Below are 16,774 nucleotides of genomic sequence, written 5' to 3' on the forward strand. Positions count from 1 at the left end.
ACTAGAAAGCTTCGCCATTATCCAGTTTCGCCAAGAGCATCTGCCCGCGGTGCCACAGTGCATCCTGTTTGGCCAGCGGCATGCGATCGAGATTTTTGTACATCATGCCCATGCGCTGATTGCCACGCAGGACGTCGCCGTGACGCATGAGGAAATGCCAGTACAGCGCATTGAACGGGCAGGCGTTCTCGGTGCTGGTTTCCTTGACCTGGTACGCGCAATCGCCGCAGTAATCCGACATCCGATTGATGTACTGGCCACTGGCGCAGTAAGGCTTGGAGCCGAGGTAACCGCCGTCGGCGTGCATGACCATGCCCAGGGTGTTGGGCAGTTCGACCCAGTCAAAGGCGTCCATGTAAATCGCCAGATACCACTCGCAGATTTGCTTGGGCGCAATCCCGGCGAGCAAGGCGAAGTTGCCAGTGACCATCAGCCGCTGGATGTGGTGCGCGTAGGCATGTTGCAGGCTTTGGCCGATGGCCTGGCGCATGCAGTTCATCTGCGTGTCACCGGTCCAGTAGAACTCCGGCAACACGCGCGAATTGCCGAACACATTGCCCTCGGCGTAGTCCGGCATCTTCAGCCAGTACACACCGCGTACGTATTCACGCCAGCCGATCAATTGTCGAATGAAGCCTTCGGCAGCGTTGAGGGCGATGCTGCCCGCCCAGTAAGCGGCCTCGACATCGCTGCATAGCTGGCGCAGATCGAGCAGGCCGATGTTCAGCGCCGCGCTGATCCGCGCGTGAAACAGGAACGGTTCATCACTGGCCATGGCGTCCTGGTAATCACCGAAGCCGGCCAGCGCATAGTCGAGAAAGTATTGCCACAGGGCCTGTGCGTCGGCGTGGGTCACCGGGTAGTTGAAGTCATCCAGCGTGCCGTAATGGCTGGCGAAGCGCTCGCCGACCAACGCCAGCACCTCTTGGGTGATTGCATCATTGGCGAAACGCGCCGGGTAGGGCGGTTTGGCGTGTTTGGGCAGGGCCTTGCGATTCTCCGCATCGAAATTCCACGCACCGCCGACCGGCGTGCCGTCGCCATTGAGCAGCAGCCGACTCTTGCGCCGCATCTCGCGGTAGAAAAACTCCATGCGCAGTTGCTGCTTGCCGCTCGCCCACTCGGCGAACTCCTCGCGCGAGCAGAGGAAACGGCGGTCTGAATGCCAGTGCACAGGCAAACCTGAATCCTTGACCGACTGTTCGAGGCGCCAGTCGCCGCATTCGGTGACGTGGATTTCCTCGGCGCCGGTGAGGGTTTGCCAGCGCTGTAATTCCGCCGGGACTGCGCCGCTGTTGTCCGGGTCGTCAAGGGTGACGTATTGGACGCGGTAGCCCTGGCTGCGCAACGCCTCGGCAAAGTGACGCATGGCGCTGAAGATCAGGGCGATTTTTTGCGGATGATGGGCGACGTGGGTCGCTTCCTCCATGACCTCGACCATCAGCAGCAGGTCCTGCTGGGGATCGAGGTGCTGCAGGGAGGCCAGGTCGAATGACAGCTGGTCGCCGAGGATCAGGAGCAAACGGTGGGCAGCGTTCATTGGGGAGATCCGTTAGGGGCCTCCAATGGTTATACAAATATATAGTCATGTACAGGTTTGGGGCAGTAATGGAGTTCACATCCGGGAGGGGCTTGCCCCCAACGGCGTTGGGTCAGCTTGCACCTGCATTGACTGACCCGACGCATTCGCGAGCAAGCCCGCTCCCAAAGAGATTACGGGCACACCACGCGATCGCTGGCCCGGCACAAAACCCGTGTGGGAGGGGGCTTGCCCCCAACGGCGTTGGGTCAGCTTGCACCTGCATTGACTGACCCGACGGATTCGCGAGCAAGCCCGCTCCCAAAGAGATTACGGGCACACCGCGTGATCGCTGGCCCAGCACAAAACCAGTGTGGGAGGGGGCTTGCTCCCGAAGGCGTTGGCTCAGCCTGCACATTTGTTGGCTGATCCACGCTTTCGCGACCAAGCCCGCTCCCACAGGGATTACGGGCACACCACGTGATCGCTGGCCCAGCACAAAACCCGTGTGGGAGGGGGCTTGCTCCCGAAGGCGTTGGCTCAGCCTGCACATTTGTTGGCTGATCCACGCTTTCGCGACCAGCTCCCTCAGGGAGGGTGTGTTGGTTTGTCAGGCTGGGTACGTCGGGTAATCGATATAACCCTCGGCACCGCCGCCATACACCGTCGCCGGGTTCAACTGATTCAACGGCCAGTCATTGGCAATCCGCGCCGGCAGGTCCGGGTTGGCCATGAATGGCCGGCCAAACGCGACGAGATCCGCCAGCCCCGACTCAAGCAATTGCGCCCCGGTTTTGGCGTTGTAGCGCCCGGCCTAAATGATCGCGCCGCTGAAGGTCTCGCGCACGGCCTGGCGAAAGGCATGCGGCATCGCTGGGGCATTGTCCCAGTCGGCTTCGGCGATGGACAGATAGGCGATGCCCACGTCTTCGAGAATCTTGATCGCGGCAATGTAAGTGCTGTGCGGATCTTCCTCGACCAGACCCAGATACGTGCGCGCTTCATCGGTTGTGCTGAACAGCGGCGCAAAACGCACACCGACCTTGTCCTTGCCGATGCATTCGGCAACACCGGCCACCACTTCGCGCAAGAAGCGCAAGCGATTATCCAGTGAGCCGCCGTACTGATCGGTGCGCAGGTTGCTGTGGGCGGAGATGAACTGGTTGACCAGATAACCGTTGGCGCAATGCAGTTCGATGCCGTCGAAACCCGCCTCCATTGCGTTGCGCGCGGCCTGGATATACAGCTGAATCAACTCCTGCACTTGCTCCGTGCTCAGCGCGCGCGGAGCCGACGGCGGTACCAGTTCACCAACACCGGGCGCGGTTTCTATGAACACACTGACGCGATCCGTGGCGACCGCAGAGGCTGACACCGGCGCGTCACCATTGGGCTGCAATGCGGTGTGCGAAACCCGGCCGACATGCCAGAGCTGGGCGAAGATCACACCATCCACGGCGTGCACCGCCTCGGTGACTTTGCGCCAACCGGCGATCTGCTCAGGCGTGTGAATGCCCGGCGTCCACGCGTAACCCTGGCCGCGCGGTTCGATCTGCGTGCCTTCGGTGACCAGCAAACCGGCACCGGCGCGCTGCTGGTAATACCCGGCCATCAATTCGTTGGCGACATTGCCCGGTTGCGTGCTGCGCTGGCGGGTGAGAGGTGGCAGGACGATACGGTTTTTCAGGGTGTGTGTGCCCAATTTGGCAGGCGTGAAGAAAGCGTTGTTCATGAAGTAAGCCTTGAGTCTGATTAGACCAGTCGACTAGTGACTGGGCAAAAAAACAACGCCGGGCTGTACGCACGCGGCGTTGATCGGGGTGGAGCGACGGGTTCAGCCGAGCATCTTCAACAATTTGTCGGCAACGGCGGCGGAACTGGCCGGGTTCTGCCCAGTGACCAGTTGCCCATCTGCCACTACATGCACCTGCCAGTCGGCGACTTTCGAATAGCGCCCGCCCAGACGCTGGAATTCGTCTTCGATGAGGAACGGCACCACGTCAGTCAGGCCGACCGCGGCTTCTTCGGCGTTGGTAAAACCGGTGACGTCACGACCCTTGACGATTGGCTGGCCGTCAGCGCGCACCACATGGCGCAACACGCCCGGTGCGTGGCAGACAAAACCGTGCGGCTTGTTGGCGCGGTCGAAGGCTTCGATCAGTGCGATCGAGGCCTTGTCTTCGGCCAGATCCCACAGCGGGCCGTGGCCACCTGGGTAGAACACTGCGTCGAAATCTTCAGCCTTCACATCTGCCAAACGACCCGTGCTGGCCAATGCTTTTTGAGCCGCCGGATCAGCGCGGAAGCGATCGGTTTCGGCAGTTTGCGCGCCGGGCTCATCGCTTTTCGGATCAAGCGGTGGCTGGCCTCCGGCAGGCGATACCAGCGTGACATCGGCGCCGGCGTCTCTGAACGCGTAGTAGGGCGCGGCGAACTCTTCCAGCCAGAAACCGGTTTTCTTGCCGGTATTGCCGAGTTGATCGTGGGAAGTCAGAACCATCAAGATTTTCATAGAGCACCCTTGGGTTGGTCAGGCATCGGCACAAGGCGAGGAATTCGCTCAGCGTCGGCGCCGGATGAATTTGTGTGTCGGGGCGCAGCATAGTAACCAATTAGACCAGTCGTCTAGTAATTTTTTCAGAAAATGTTTTTGCTCGTCGGTTATGGCAAACTCTCGATCCTGAAAAGTATACGACTGGTCTATTGTCTGGAATTTTGCGCACCATGAAGCCGACCTTTGACGACACCCGCCAACACTTGCTCGACACCGGCCACCGGATGATGGCCGAGAAAGGCTTCACCAGCGTCGGCCTCAACGAGATCCTGCAGACCGCCGGCGTGCCCAAGGGCTCGTTCTATCATTACTTCAAATCCAAGGAGTTGTACGGCCAGGCGCTGCTCGAGGACTACTTCGTCGACTACCTCGCCGACATGGAGCGGCGCCTGACGCTGCCAGGGCTGAGCGCCTTCGAGCGGCTGATGGATTACTGGCAGGGCTGGCAGAACCGCTGCACCCTGGAAGGCCACGGCGACGAATGCCTGGTGGTGAAACTCAGCGCTGAAGTCGCCGATCTGTCCGAATCGATGCGCCTGACCCTGCGCGACGGCGCCGAACGCATCGTCGCGCGCATCACAGAATGCATCGAACAGGGGCAGATCGACAAAAGCCTGCCCCAAGGCGATGCGCGCAAGTTGGCGGAGACGCTGTATCAGCTCTGGCTCGGCGCCAGTTTGCTGAACAAATTGCAGCGCACCGGTCAGTCGCTGGAAACCTCCATGGCCATGACCCGGCAGTTGTTGCGAGTCTGAGCGTGCCCGGGGGGTGGGTACTTAAGCTTGAAGGCGGAGCCACCGGCCTCTTCGCGAGCAAGCCCGCTCCCACAGGTATTCGCGGCGGGTGCAAAACCCCGGCAACACACAAAACCCATGTGGGAGCGGGCTCGCTCGCGAAGGCGGTGGCCCATTCAACACTTTCATCGCCTGACCCAATGCATCGCGAGCAAGCCCGCTCCCACAGGTATTCGCGGCGGGTGCAAACCCCGGCAACACACAAAACCCCATGTGGGAGCGGGCTTGCTCGCGAAGGCGGTGGCCCATTCAACACTTTCATCGCCTGGCCCAATGTATTCGCGAGCAAGCCCGCTCCCAAAGGGGACCTGTGTTGATTTTGGAATTGGGGACCAGCAGTCCATTCAAACTCAGGCAGGCGCGCTGTCTTCGGGCAGTTGGGCATACCACTGCGCATACGGGGTATTGCTCACCTTGCGTCGGTTGTAATCCGGGCTGTCGTCGTCCCACCACACCGGCCCGCGTTCACCCAGCGCGACTTTGACCTCGTCCACTCGAGCTCTCGCTGACTTCAACGCCTGTGCATCGTCCGCACGTTTCGCCTGTTTCACCGCACGCCGGGCCGCCATTAGATCTGCGACCAGCGACTCGCGTTCGGCGGGTGGCAGCGATGGATTGCTGCAACGCCAGAGCTGCTGCTTGACTACGAAATAGCGGCCATCGGGGGTGGTGGGGTACACGATAATTCCCTTACTCGCCGGTTCTACCAGCGTACCTACCTTCGACGTCCCCTCAGTCACGCACGTTCCGTTCAGTCCCCAACGCTGAACAGCAATCCTGACCAACATGACAAATAAGAATAAGTTTCAATTACCAATGCGCCGGTATACCATGCGCCGCGTTTTCATTGGCGGTTTTGCCCTTCGTTCTGGCCTATTCGTAAAGGTTTACACCTCATGCGTCGAACTCTGCTTTCCATCTGTGTGCTGCAGGCGTTGTCTTCTTCCTCGTGGGCTGAGTCAGCCGAACCGACTTCTTCAACGCTTGAGCTGGACGCCACCGACGTGGTTGGCACAGCAGATTACGAACGGGCAGACGACCCGGTGCAGGGCTACCGTGCCACGCGTTCGGCCAGCGCCACGCGCACCGACACTTCGATTCATGAAACACCGCAATCGATCAGCGTGGTGAGCAGGGATGCTGTCGAAGACCTCGGCGCCACGCGTTTGCAGGATGCCCTGGATTACGCCGGCGGCGTCGGGCGGGCGAACAATTTCGGTGGGCAGGGCCTGACCACCTTCACCGTGCGCGGTTTCACCACCGGTGAGTTCTACCGCAACGGTTTCCCGATCAACCGCGGCTACCCGAACATGCCTGACGCCAACACCATCGAGCGTCTGGAAGTGCTGCGTGGTCCGGCGACCATGCTGTATGGCCGTGGCGATCCCGGGGGAACCTTCAACGTGGTATCGAAACAGCCGTTGCCCGAACGCACCGTCACCTTGGGCAGCCAGTTGAATGACCAAGGCATGAAGCGCGGCACCCTCGACGCTTCCGGGCCGCTGGATGAAGAAGGGCGCCTGGCCTATCGCTTGAATGTGGTGGGCGAGGGCGGTGATACCTTCCGCGATCATGTCGAGACCGAACGCTACGGCATCACGCCGGTGCTGACCTGGCAGGCGACCGACGCGACCAAGCTGATTTTCGAAGGCGATTTCATGCGCAACAACGCGCCACTCGATCGTGGCGTGACGCGCTATCCGGCGCAGATCGGCACCGCCTCGCGCGACACGTTCTTTGGCGAGAAGGACGTCGGCAAACTGCACAACGACAACAACATGGCCCAACTGCGCTTCGAGCACATGCTCAATGACGACTGGACTCTGGGCGGTGGTTTCCAGTGGCTCGACGGTTCGCTCAAGGGCAACGCGATCGAGGCCAACGGCATTGCCGCCGACGGCCGCACGTTGGGGCGCAACTTCAACTACCGCAAGCTGGAATGGACCGACAAGGACACCCAGCTCAACCTCACCGGGCACTTCGACACCGGCGGCCTGCAGCACACCTTGCTCACCGGCATCGAATACGAAGATTACGATTACAAGTCGATCATCCAGCGCTCCAGCGGCGCGGTCAGTGCCTACCCGATCGACATCTTCAATCCGGTTTACGGCCAGCCGCGCCCGGCGCTGACCCGTACACCGACCCACGACAAAGAAAACCTCAAGACCTACGCAGCGTTCGTGCAGGATCAGGTCGCGCTGACGGACAAACTCAAAGTGCTGGCCGGCGCGCGTTTCGAGCGCTTCGAGCATGACTACGAAACCTACGTGCCGGGCGGCAAAAGCTGGCAGGCCAGCGACAATGCCGTCACCCCGCGCATCGGCGTGACTTACGATCTGAGCGAAACCCTGGCGGTTTACGCCAACACCGCGCGCTCGTTCAAGCCCAACACCGGCGCCAGTCGCGAAGGCGGCGGCTTCGCGCCGGAGAAGGGCAAGTCTTACGAGATGGGCGTTAAGTGGGAAGCGCTCGATCAGCAGCTGAGTGTTGACGCGGCGATCTACCAGATCGAAAAACGCAATGTGCTGACCACCGACCCGGTGGATTCAACCTTCAGCGTCGCCGCCGGTGAAGTGCGCAGCCGTGGTTTTGACGTCAATGTCACCGGCAATCTCACCCCCGAGTGGCGAGTGGTCGGCGGTTACGCTTACGTCGACGCCGAGGTGACCAAGGACAACACGCTGCGTTCCGGCACGCGCCTGCTGAACATCCCGAAAAACAGCTTCAGCCTGCTCAACATGTACGAATTCCAGGCCGGCACGCTCAAAGGCCTCGGCCTCGGCACGGGCCTGAAATACGTCGACGAGCGCGCCGGGCAGACCGCCAACACCGCGTTTTCCATGGGCAGCTACACCGTGGTCGACCTGCTGAGCTTCTACAAAGTCAACGACAAGGTGCGGCTCAATCTCGACGTGAAAAACATTTTCGATCGCGACTACGAAGAAGGTGCCTTCGGTAACGTTTACGCCTATCCGGGCGCGCCAAGAACCGTGCAGGTCGGGATTTCGTACACGTTGTAAACCGCCGCAGCGGTTGTCGCCGCCCTCATGGTGGCCTGAGAGTGGCATGTCGAAATCAGACATCGACATGCCACACTCAGGCTAGTTGTACGGCGGTCGGGCCACGTAAGGTGAAGCATCATTTCGTCGGCAAAGCCTCTGCGTCGCTGCTTTCGCCTGGTGTCGACACAAGGAAATGATGATCGCCTGACGCTCAGTCAGTGGCCCAAACGTCGATCATGAGAACAATAAGAACCCATGAATAGCCTGAACCCCAAGGATTCCAACGGCCAGTTGGCGCAAGGTTTCAAACCGCGTCACGTCACCATGCTCTCCATTGCCGGCATCATCGGCGCAGGACTTTTCGTTGGCTCAGGCCACGCCATCGCCGCCGCAGGACCTGCGGTGCTGCTCGCTTATCTGTTCTCCGGTCTGCTGGTCGTACTGGTGATGCGCATGCTCGGCGAAATGGCCGTTGCGCATCCAGACACCGGCTCGTTTTCCACTTACGCCGATCAAGCCATCGGCCGCTGGGCCGGGTTCACTATCGGCTGGCTCTACTGGTGGTTCTGGGTGCTGGTGATTCCCATCGAAGCGCTGGCCGCCGGGCACGTCCTCAATCAGTGGTTTCCCCAGGTCGATGCCTGGCTGTTTGCCTTGCTGTCGATTGTGCTCCTGGTGATCACCAACCTGTTCAGCGTGTCGAAATACGGCGAGTTCGAATTCTGGTTCGCCATGGCCAAAGTCATTGCGATCATCGGTTTCATCGGCTTGGGCTTTGCGGTGCTGATGGGCTGGATCCCTGAGCGTGAGGCCAGTGGCTTGAGCACGCTGATGGCCGAGCACGGCGGCTTTGCGCCGAACGGCATGTCGGCGGTGGTCGGCGCGTTCATCACCATCATGTTCAGTTTCATCGGCACCGAAGCGGTGACCATTGCCGCAGCGGAATCAAACAATCCGGCGCAGAACATCGCCAAGGCCACGCGCTCGGTGATCTGGCGCATCGGGATCTTCTATCTACTGTCGATCTTCGTGGTGATTTCCGTGGTGCCGTGGAATGACCCGCAACTCGCCTCGGTCGGTTCCTACCAGCGCGCACTGGAATTGATGAACATCCCCAACGCCAAATTCCTCGTCGACGTGGTCGTGTTGATCGCGGTGGCCAGTTGCATGAACTCTTCGATCTACATTTCCTCGCGCATGCTCTATTCGCTGGGCCGACGCGGCGATGCGCCGCCGGCCTTGAAAGTGACCTCGGCGGCCGGCGTGCCACGGGCTGCGGTGATCGCCAGCACGGTGATTGGCGCGGGCGTGACCTTGCTCAGCTACTTCATGCCGGCCGGTTTGTTTCAGTTCCTGCTCGCCAGCTCCGGTGCGATTGCCTTGCTGGTGTATCTGGTGATCGCCATTTCGCAGTTGCGCATGCGCCGCCGACTGGAACGGGAAAAGGTCGAAATGACTTTGCGCATGTGGCTGTTTCCCTGGCTGACCTGGCTGGTCATCGCCTTTATCTGCGCCGCTTTGGCGGTGATGATGATCACGCCCGAGCATCGCCTGGAAGTTACCTCGACCATTGGCCTGGCATTGCTGATCTCGTTCATTGGCTTGGTCACCAGCCGCCAGCATGGGCCGGCGACCAGCGTGGCGGCGGTGGGCAAAGCCTAAGCAAACAACGCCTTGAGCCCACGGATAAACCAGCCGTTCGGGCTCGAAGGCAGAGGCTCGCGCTGATTGGATGAGCCAGTCAACGCGCAGGTTTCACCGGCGAGCGAGCCCATCAGTTGCGGCAGTAAATAACTGCGCTCGCATTCACTGGCGGACAGTCCGGTTTTCTCTTGCGGCCAAACGACGTTGGTTTCGGCAAGCGGCTTCATGGCACACCTCCTCAAATTCAAACATCCACCATCAGGGTGTCGCTGCCCTGCGCCGGGGCGGCGCAGCAGATCAGCACTTCGTCGTCCGCCAGACGCATGGCCGGCGGGGTAAGGTAATGCACCTGGCCGCTGGTAAGGCGGGTTTTGCAGGTGCCGCACGAACCGCCGCGACAGCTGAACTCGGGGTTCAAGCCACGCGCCTCGGCCAGTTCCAGCAAGGTGCCGCTGCCCGGTTCCCAGCGTGCTTCCTTACCGGACGTGGCGAACAACACCTTGACCGGTTCTTGCGCGACCGGCACTTGCGGCGGCGCTGGGGTGCTGATTTCGACATCGCGGATCAGCGTCGACGGGCCGAAGGTTTCGGCGTGGATGCGATCGTCGGCAATGCGCATTTTGCGCAGGCCGTCGTACAGCGCCTGGGTAAAACTGCCCGGGCCGCACAGGTAGAAATCGTAGTCATCCAGCGGCAGCAGGCTTTTCAGCAAGGCGATGTCGATGCGCCCGGCGTGATCGTAACCCTGCGCTGTTGCCGCCAGCGGCGGTTGGCTGACCACGCGCAGCACTTTGACCTTGTCGCTGGCACTCGCCGCCAAGGCATCGATTTCTTCGCGAAAGGCCAGATCCTCAACGGTGCGACTGCTTTGCACCACCCAGGTCGGGCGCATGCGGCTGATGCGTTTGCCCTGATACACCACTTCGCGCAGCATCGACAGCAATGGAGTCACCCCGACCCCGGCGGCCAACAGCACCAGTGGCCGGCGTTCGGTGGCGTCGACGGTGAAGTCGCCCTGTGGAGCGCGGGCTTCGATCAAGTCCAATGCCTGAACCCGATCATGCAAGTGTGAAGAAACCTTGCCATCACGTTTGACGCTGATGCGCAGGAACTCATCGGACGGTGCGCTGGACACACTGTAAGTGCGGATCGACGCGGCGTCCTGGCCGTCGAGCAAGACCTTGATCGGCAAGTGCTGGCCCGGTTCGAAGCGCGGCAGGCCGAAGCCGTCGTTGGCTTGCAGGTAAAAGGAGCGGATCTGCGAACTGTCATCGACCACCCGCGTGACGTGCAGCGCGCGCCATTGATTGCGCAGCGCCTCGGCCTGCAAACGCTCGCGGGTCTGTTCCCAGCTGCCGGTCATTTGCGAATTGGGCGAATCGCCTTCCGGCTGCTCGGCCCAGCGCACTGGCAGCGCGGCCTGACGGTAAACGATGCGCTGCGGCTTGAAGCGCCACAGACGCTCGGCGCCCTGGAACGCAGCGATCTGCGGATCGTCGAGCAGCACTTCTGCGCTGCCGGTCATCTGCAACAGATCGCCGCTTTCGAAATCGATAAACGTCAGCCCGGCGCGTGGGTTGAGCAGGATGTTGCCCAAGGTGTTGAAGAACAGATTGCCGGAGAAATCCGGGATGGTCAGGGTGCCGTCCTCGTCCATGTGCACGAAGCCGGATTTGCCGCCGCGATGGGACACGTCGACCTGGCGCTCGCCGTCGCGCACCACGTAAGTGGCCACGTAGAACGAGTCGGCGGCGGTGATCATGTCGCGCACCAAGGGTTCGCTGACCGGCAAGTCGAGCGCGGTGTAGGTGGTCTCGTCGACGAAGGCGTAATGGCGCAGATTGATGTAGCGCGGGCAGTTGCCGTAAGCCTGGGTCACGCCGATCTCAAGGATGTTGTCATCGCGGCGGCTGATGTTGCCGTTCATGCGATTGCGCCGACGGGTGTGCAGCTCGATGCCGAGCATGCCGATCGCGTCGCCGGGCTGCAGGCCTTGATTCGCCGGATCGTTAGGCTGGGCGTCGAGTTTGATCTTCAGCACCTGCGGCGACGGCGAATCCATGAAGCCCGGTTGACCGGTGCGCAGCGTCGCCCACGGGTCGCCCTGGCCATCAACGGCGCCGAGCACGACGAAGGGCAGTTGCGCATAGAACTCGCGGTGCTGGTCGGGCATCCAGTCGCGGGCCAGTTGCCGCTGGCCGACACCGACCATCATCTCCACCGCGCCAACGGCACGTTGCAGGGTCAGCTCACCTTCATGCCAGGGCGAGGGCTGCGGTTTCGACGCTGTGTCCATTTCGATTCTCCTCGGGGTGCAAACGGGCCGGTGAGCCGCCAGGGGCTGAAGCTCAAGTTGGGCTCATGTTCGCCCTCGGCCGGTTGCGAGGGAATGGCCAGAAACTGCAATCCACTGTTTCAGTCAGTGAAATGATCCATGCGCTCGCTCAAGCAAAAGCGTGGATTATTTCACTGGCTGAAATGCCCGATTGTATTGAGTGAGGATTCCGCGATTTGCGGCGCGGGAGCAGGATGAGCTCCATCGACACGATCAGCGGGTCGAACTCGAATAACTCAGGAGCACGTCATGTCTCAGTCAGCCGTCAAACTGTACCGCCATCCGTTGTCCGGCCACTCGCATCGCGTCGAGTTGATGCTGTCCCTGCTGGACGTTCCGACCGAACTGGTGTTCGTCGACCTGATGAAGGGCGCGCACAAAACCCCTGAATTCCTGGCCCTCAACCGTTTCGGTCAGGTGCCGGTGATTGACGACAACGGCACGGTGCTCGCTGATTCCAACGGCATTCTTGCGTATCTCGCCGGCAAATATGGCAACGGCCAATGGCTGCCGAGCGACCCGGTCGAGCAAGCCAAGGTGCAGCGCTGGTTATCGGTGGCTGCCGGGCAGATCAGCTCGGGGCCTGCGACGGCGCGTTTGATCACTGTGTTCGGCGCCGGTTACGACGCAGCTGATGCAATCAAACGCTCGCATGCACTGTTGCAAGTGATGGAAGACGAGTTGGCCAACAGCGCGTTTCTTGCTGGTAACAAGGCAACCGTTGCCGATGTGGCCGCGTACACTTACGTCGCCCACGCGCCGGAAGGCAATGTCTCGCTGGAGGATTACCCGAGTGTGCGGGCATGGCTTGGGCGGGTCGAGGCATTGCCGAAATTCGTCGGGATGCAGCGCACAGCGGTGGGCCTGCAAAGCGCTTGATGTCAGCACACGCCAAACCCCTGTGGGAGCGGGCTTGCTCGCGAAAGCGGTGTGTCATTCAGGATCGATGTTGACTGAGCTGACGCCTTCGCGAGCAAGCCCGCTCCCACAGGTACACCGTGCGCCCTACCAAACGCAGTGTGTGACTTGACCCCGTGCAGTGCACGGCGGTAAGGCTGCAAAGCGCTTGATGTCAGCACACGCCAAACCCCTGTGGGAGCGGGCTTGCTCGCGAAAGCGGTGTGTCATTCAGAAACGATGTTGACTGAGTTGAAAGCCGTGAACAGGGTTTACGGCTGACGCTTCAAGGTTCACCTCAGCGATGGATCACTTCGCGGTCGCAGCGGTTTCGATCAGGCTGGCGACGGCTTTCGGGTTGGACACCATCACCACGTGCGACGCGCCTTTGACCACAACGGTTTGCTTGGAGTGCGCGCGCTCGGCCATGAATGCCAGGGCTTGCGCCGGGATGTTCTTGTCCTGGTCGCCGTAGACGAAGTACGACGGCACGGTTTTCCACGCGGGCTCGGTGGCGGCTTCGTTGAGCGCGGCGACGGTCACCGGACGTTGGGTCGCGGCCATCAACTTCGCATCTGCCGGGGAAACGTCGGCAGCGAACTGTTCGTGGAATTTCTCCTGCTGGATGTACAAATCCTTGCCGCCATCGGCCAGTTCAACCGGGGCCGACAGGGTCGGGCCGAGGGTGCTGCCGGGGAAACGCCCGGACAGCTCTGCTGCGGTTTCACCTTTTTCCGGGGCGAACGCGGCGACGTACACCAGCGCTTTGACATTGGCATTGCCATAAGCGGCTTCGCTGATCACCGGGCCACCGTAGGAGTGGCCGACCAGTACCACCGGTGTTTTCACGCTGGCCAGCACATCCGCCACCGATTGCGCGTCACTCTTGACCGAGCGCAGTGGGTTGGCGGCGGCGATTACCGTGTAGCCATCCTTCTCGAGAATCTTGACTACGCCGTTCCAGCTGCTCGAATCGGCGAAAGCGCCGTGTACCAGCACCACGGTAGGTTTGACCGGCGCGGCGAACACGGCAGTGGTACCAAACATGGCTGCGGTGAGGGCGAGGGTAGCGAATACTTTGTTCATGGTGATGTCCTGTCGATTGATTAAGGTCGGAATGAAAACGACAGGGTTATTTAGCGCGCTAAATGTGTCAGTTCTGTGTGCGCATGACCCAACTTCGCATGCGCGTGTATCTGTGTCGGTGAATGCTACACAGTGATACAAAAGCCGCTGACAGCAACGCCGTTCAGAGGCCGGACAGCGGAGCAGTTGCTGCTCCGCAAATGTTCATGCATCAGGCGTTTGCAATATCTCTATCCATAAGGCGCCTTTGCCTGATGCGGCTTCACCGACCCGCTTCAGTACGCCATCGTTGCCCACCGCGTAAGTAGCGACCTTGGCGCTTTTTTCGCCAGTCACCAGCAACCAGCGGCCATCGGGGGAGAAAGCGATGTTGCGTGGTTGCTGTTCTTGCACCGGGTAGCTTTCGAGAAACTTGAGCCCTCCGGTTGCCGGATCCACGGAAAATGCCGAAACGCTGCTGCTGGTCCGCTCGCTCATCAGCAGCAGTTTTCCATCCGGTGACATGCGCAGGTCAGCCGCCCAGATGCGCGGGGTCGGGTCGTCTTTCAGATCGTTGTTGCGCGCATCACGGACTTTGCCGTGAGCCAGTTTCAAGCGCTCGGGAATGCCATTGGCTTCAGCGATTCTCGTCAACGCGCCGCTGGCTCCGTCGATGGAAAACGCAGTTACGGTGCCGCTCATTTCGCCAACGACGTATAGAAATTTGCCGTTGGGCGAGAACGCCAGGTGCCGAGGGCCGGTGTTGTCCGGGACGCTGACCGAGCCGCTGCCGATCGGGCTGAGCTCGCCAGTCTTGGCGTCCAGGCGATATTGCAGCACCTTGTCGGTGCCCAGGTTGCCGGCGTAGGCAAAGCGATTGCTCGGCTCGGTGCGAATCGAATGCGCATGCAGGCCGGTCTTGTAGCGAACGATATCAGCGGAAGGTTGTTGATCTTCGCCGATCGCTTGAACGCTGAGCGTATCGGCGCCATAGGATGCCGCGAGCAGGTAGCGACCTTTTCGGTCGGTCGAGAGGTAAGCCATGCTCTCTGCCAGAGGCGCCTGGGTAAATGGTGTCAGGTGGCCGCTTCTGGAATCGATCCGATAGCCCAGAACCTGGAAGGGTTTGACCCGCAAGGCTGCAAACAGCACTTTGCCGTCCGGGGACAGGGCCATGGGATTGACCTGATCACCGGCCCGGATCTGCTCGATGAGGGTGAGCGCCCCGTTGGCCTGATCGAGGCGGTACTGCGAGATCAGACCGTCACCGGGACTTGAGATATACGCGTAAGTAGCGGCGTGGGCAGACACGCTCAGCGCCGAGGCGAGGGCAGCGATCAAGAGGGGTTTTTTCATCATTTCCAGCCTTATTGTTTTTGTGATCAGTCATCCTATGAGTGATTTACCGGGACATCAATGGCTTTCCGGTAAGCCTGCAACGTCGCCAAGCTTATTTAATGTGCGCGTAATAGATGGCTTTGATCAGAAGAAATGATCGAAGAGCGTAGTCGTCATCGAGGTTTGACACATTTTTACATACTCTCCCATTAGCGTTGTTGTACGACATCCTACCTAATGTGCGCAGTGCAACAACTCTCACAAAAACAATAACGGAGATACCCCTATGACGAGCATGGCTCCACTCGATCATCAGGCCGCTGCGAAACCGCAAAACCTTTTCCTGCGAACGCTGAAACTGCTCGGCCCCGGCATTATCGCCGTGCTGTCGTGGCTCGGTGCGGGCGATCTCATCACGTCTTCAGTGGCCGGTGCGAATTACGGCTACGCCATGATGTGGGTGCTGGCCGTCTCGTTGTTGCTCAGATACCTGATCGTCAACATCATTGCCCGTTTCCAGTTGTGCAATAACCAAGGCATGACCATTCTGCAGGGCTACGCCCAGCTCAACCCGGTGTTTGCCTGGTTCATGCTGGTTTATGCCCTGTTGATGGGGCACTTGATGAACGCCTACATGATCAAGGGAGCAGGGGAGTCGCTGGCGATGCTGTTCAAGATCGACCAGCCATTGCTGTGTTCGGTGGCGGTGGTGCTGGCGGTCTGGATGTTGGTTGGGCGCAACATCTACACGATGATCGAAGGTGTCATGAAACTGCTGCTGGCGATCATGACGCTCGCGTTCATCTCCTTGGCGGTGATGTCTGGTCCGGATGTCAGCGGCATCATCAAAGGCACCATCGGCTTCAGCATCCCGCCTGACGAAGGCGTGCATGGCGCCTTGCTGGTGGCCGTCTCGGTGATTGGCGCAGTTGCCGGTTCGATCGCCAACTTCGTGCACCCCTATGTCATGCGTCAGAAAGGCTGGACCGGGCCGCAGCACAAGCGCATTCAACGTAACGATCTGCTGTTTGCGGTGTTCGTCGGGATCATCATCAACCTGGCCATCTGGATCGTCGGTGCAGAAATCCTGCGGCCCAATGGCATCGAGGTGAAAACCTTAGGCGATCTGGGCAAGGCGCTGGAAATCTTCTTCGGCCCGATCGGCTGGTACGTGTTCTTCATCGGTGTGTTCGCGACGTTGTTCGCCAGCATTTCAGGCAAGACCACGGCGTTTCCGATGCTGATCACCGATGCCTTCCAGCATGTTCGTCCTGAGCGTCGCGAGAAGTACGGCAAAGAGTTCCATCATGACCCGATGCACAAGTGGTTCATGCTGTTCATTCTGGTCACGCCGCTGATCTGGTCGATGCCGGGCATGCCGGATTTCGTCACGCTGACCATCGGTGTCAGCGCATTGAACATCATTGGCTTGCCGGTGATTTCCCTGGGCTTGCTGATCATGTCCAACCAGAAATCACTGCTGGACAAGCAATACCGCAACAACCTGTTTGAAAACATCGCGCTGCTGTTTGCTACCGGTCTGGCACTTTGGGTGGCTTTTCAACTGGGCGTTGATCTGTTTACTTGATAAGGAAAAACCGAGGGGGCAAAAGCCCCCTCGAA

General features: G+C 60.2%; 12 protein-coding genes and 1 pseudogene. 5 read left to right on the forward strand and 8 right to left on the reverse strand.

What is annotated here, in order from left to right; genetic code table 11:
• Position 1: 1 nt before the first annotated feature.
• The 3 genes and pseudogenes from ACP7D9_RS20800 to ACP7D9_RS20810 all read right to left on the reverse strand — a co-directional run bounded on the left by ACP7D9_RS20800 (position 2) and on the right by ACP7D9_RS20810 (position 4,031).
• A complete protein-coding gene (locus ACP7D9_RS20800) occupies positions 2-1,540 on the reverse strand; it encodes a cryptochrome/photolyase family protein (RefSeq protein ID WP_426159444.1) in 1,539 nt (512 codons plus the stop codon).
• A 589-nt stretch (positions 1,541-2,129) separates the two neighbouring features.
• Positions 2,130-3,251: pseudogene (locus ACP7D9_RS20805) on the reverse strand (alkene reductase).
• A gap of 102 nt (positions 3,252-3,353) precedes the next feature.
• Positions 3,354-4,031: a type 1 glutamine amidotransferase domain-containing protein gene (locus ACP7D9_RS20810; protein WP_426159445.1), complete on the reverse strand. Its 678-nt coding sequence runs from the start codon at positions 4,029-4,031 to the stop codon at positions 3,354-3,356.
• A gap of 212 nt (positions 4,032-4,243) precedes the next feature.
• Here ACP7D9_RS20810 and ACP7D9_RS20815 point away from each other — a divergent pair, with 212 nt between their 5' ends.
• On the forward strand, positions 4,244-4,828 hold the full coding sequence (locus ACP7D9_RS20815) for a TetR/AcrR family transcriptional regulator (RefSeq protein ID WP_101159603.1): 585 nt from the start codon (positions 4,244-4,246) through the stop codon (positions 4,826-4,828).
• A 389-nt stretch (positions 4,829-5,217) separates the two neighbouring features.
• Here the strand turns inward: ACP7D9_RS20815 and ACP7D9_RS20820 are convergent, their stop codons facing one another.
• Positions 5,218-5,547, reverse strand: a complete 330-nt coding sequence (locus ACP7D9_RS20820; RefSeq protein WP_426159446.1) for a hypothetical protein — start codon at positions 5,545-5,547, stop codon at positions 5,218-5,220.
• A gap of 216 nt (positions 5,548-5,763) precedes the next feature.
• Here ACP7D9_RS20820 and ACP7D9_RS20825 point away from each other — a divergent pair, with 216 nt between their 5' ends.
• Positions 5,764-7,890 carry a TonB-dependent siderophore receptor gene (locus ACP7D9_RS20825; protein ID WP_426159447.1) on the forward strand — a complete coding sequence of 709 codons (2,127 nt, stop codon included), beginning with the start codon at positions 5,764-5,766 and terminating at the stop codon, positions 7,888-7,890.
• A 237-nt stretch (positions 7,891-8,127) separates the two neighbouring features.
• The gene (gene gabP / locus ACP7D9_RS20830; protein WP_101160149.1) at positions 8,128-9,534 is read left to right on the forward strand and encodes a GABA permease; all 1,407 of its coding nucleotides are present in this window, start codon (positions 8,128-8,130) and stop codon (positions 9,532-9,534) included.
• Here the strand turns inward: gabP and ACP7D9_RS20835 are convergent.
• Positions 9,531-9,743: a hypothetical protein gene (locus ACP7D9_RS20835; RefSeq protein WP_426159449.1), complete on the reverse strand. Its 213-nt coding sequence runs from the start codon at positions 9,741-9,743 to the stop codon at positions 9,531-9,533. The genes gabP and ACP7D9_RS20835 overlap by 4 nt on opposite strands.
• Positions 9,744-9,760: 17 nt before the next feature.
• On the reverse strand, positions 9,761-11,812 hold the full coding sequence (locus tag ACP7D9_RS20840) for a pyridoxamine 5'-phosphate oxidase family protein (RefSeq protein ID WP_426159450.1): 2,052 nt from the start codon (positions 11,810-11,812) through the stop codon (positions 9,761-9,763).
• 288 nt (positions 11,813-12,100) lie between these two features.
• Here ACP7D9_RS20840 and ACP7D9_RS20845 point away from each other — a divergent pair, with 288 nt between their 5' ends.
• Positions 12,101-12,730: a glutathione S-transferase family protein gene (locus ACP7D9_RS20845; RefSeq protein WP_426159451.1), complete on the forward strand. Its 630-nt coding sequence runs from the start codon at positions 12,101-12,103 to the stop codon at positions 12,728-12,730.
• A 327-nt stretch (positions 12,731-13,057) separates the two neighbouring features.
• Here the strand turns inward: ACP7D9_RS20845 and ACP7D9_RS20850 are convergent, their stop codons facing one another.
• Positions 13,058-13,834 carry an alpha/beta fold hydrolase gene (locus ACP7D9_RS20850; RefSeq protein ID WP_426159452.1) on the reverse strand — a complete coding sequence of 259 codons (777 nt, stop codon included), beginning with the start codon at positions 13,832-13,834 and terminating at the stop codon, positions 13,058-13,060.
• Positions 13,835-14,038: 204 nt separating this feature from the next.
• Positions 14,039-15,172 carry a lactonase family protein gene (locus ACP7D9_RS20855; protein ID WP_426159454.1) on the reverse strand — a complete coding sequence of 378 codons (1,134 nt, stop codon included), beginning with the start codon at positions 15,170-15,172 and terminating at the stop codon, positions 14,039-14,041.
• Positions 15,173-15,446: 274 nt separating this feature from the next.
• Here ACP7D9_RS20855 and ACP7D9_RS20860 point away from each other — a divergent pair, with 274 nt between their 5' ends.
• Positions 15,447-16,739, forward strand: coding sequence for an Nramp family divalent metal transporter (locus tag ACP7D9_RS20860; protein WP_426159535.1), 1,293 nt, complete (start codon positions 15,447-15,449; stop codon positions 16,737-16,739).
• Positions 16,740-16,774: the final 35 nt, after the last annotated feature.

Origin of the sequence: Pseudomonas sp. TSRC2-2 (genome assembly GCF_049897785.1) — a bacterium.
Classification (GTDB): Bacteria; Pseudomonadota; Gammaproteobacteria; order Pseudomonadales; family Pseudomonadaceae; genus Aquipseudomonas.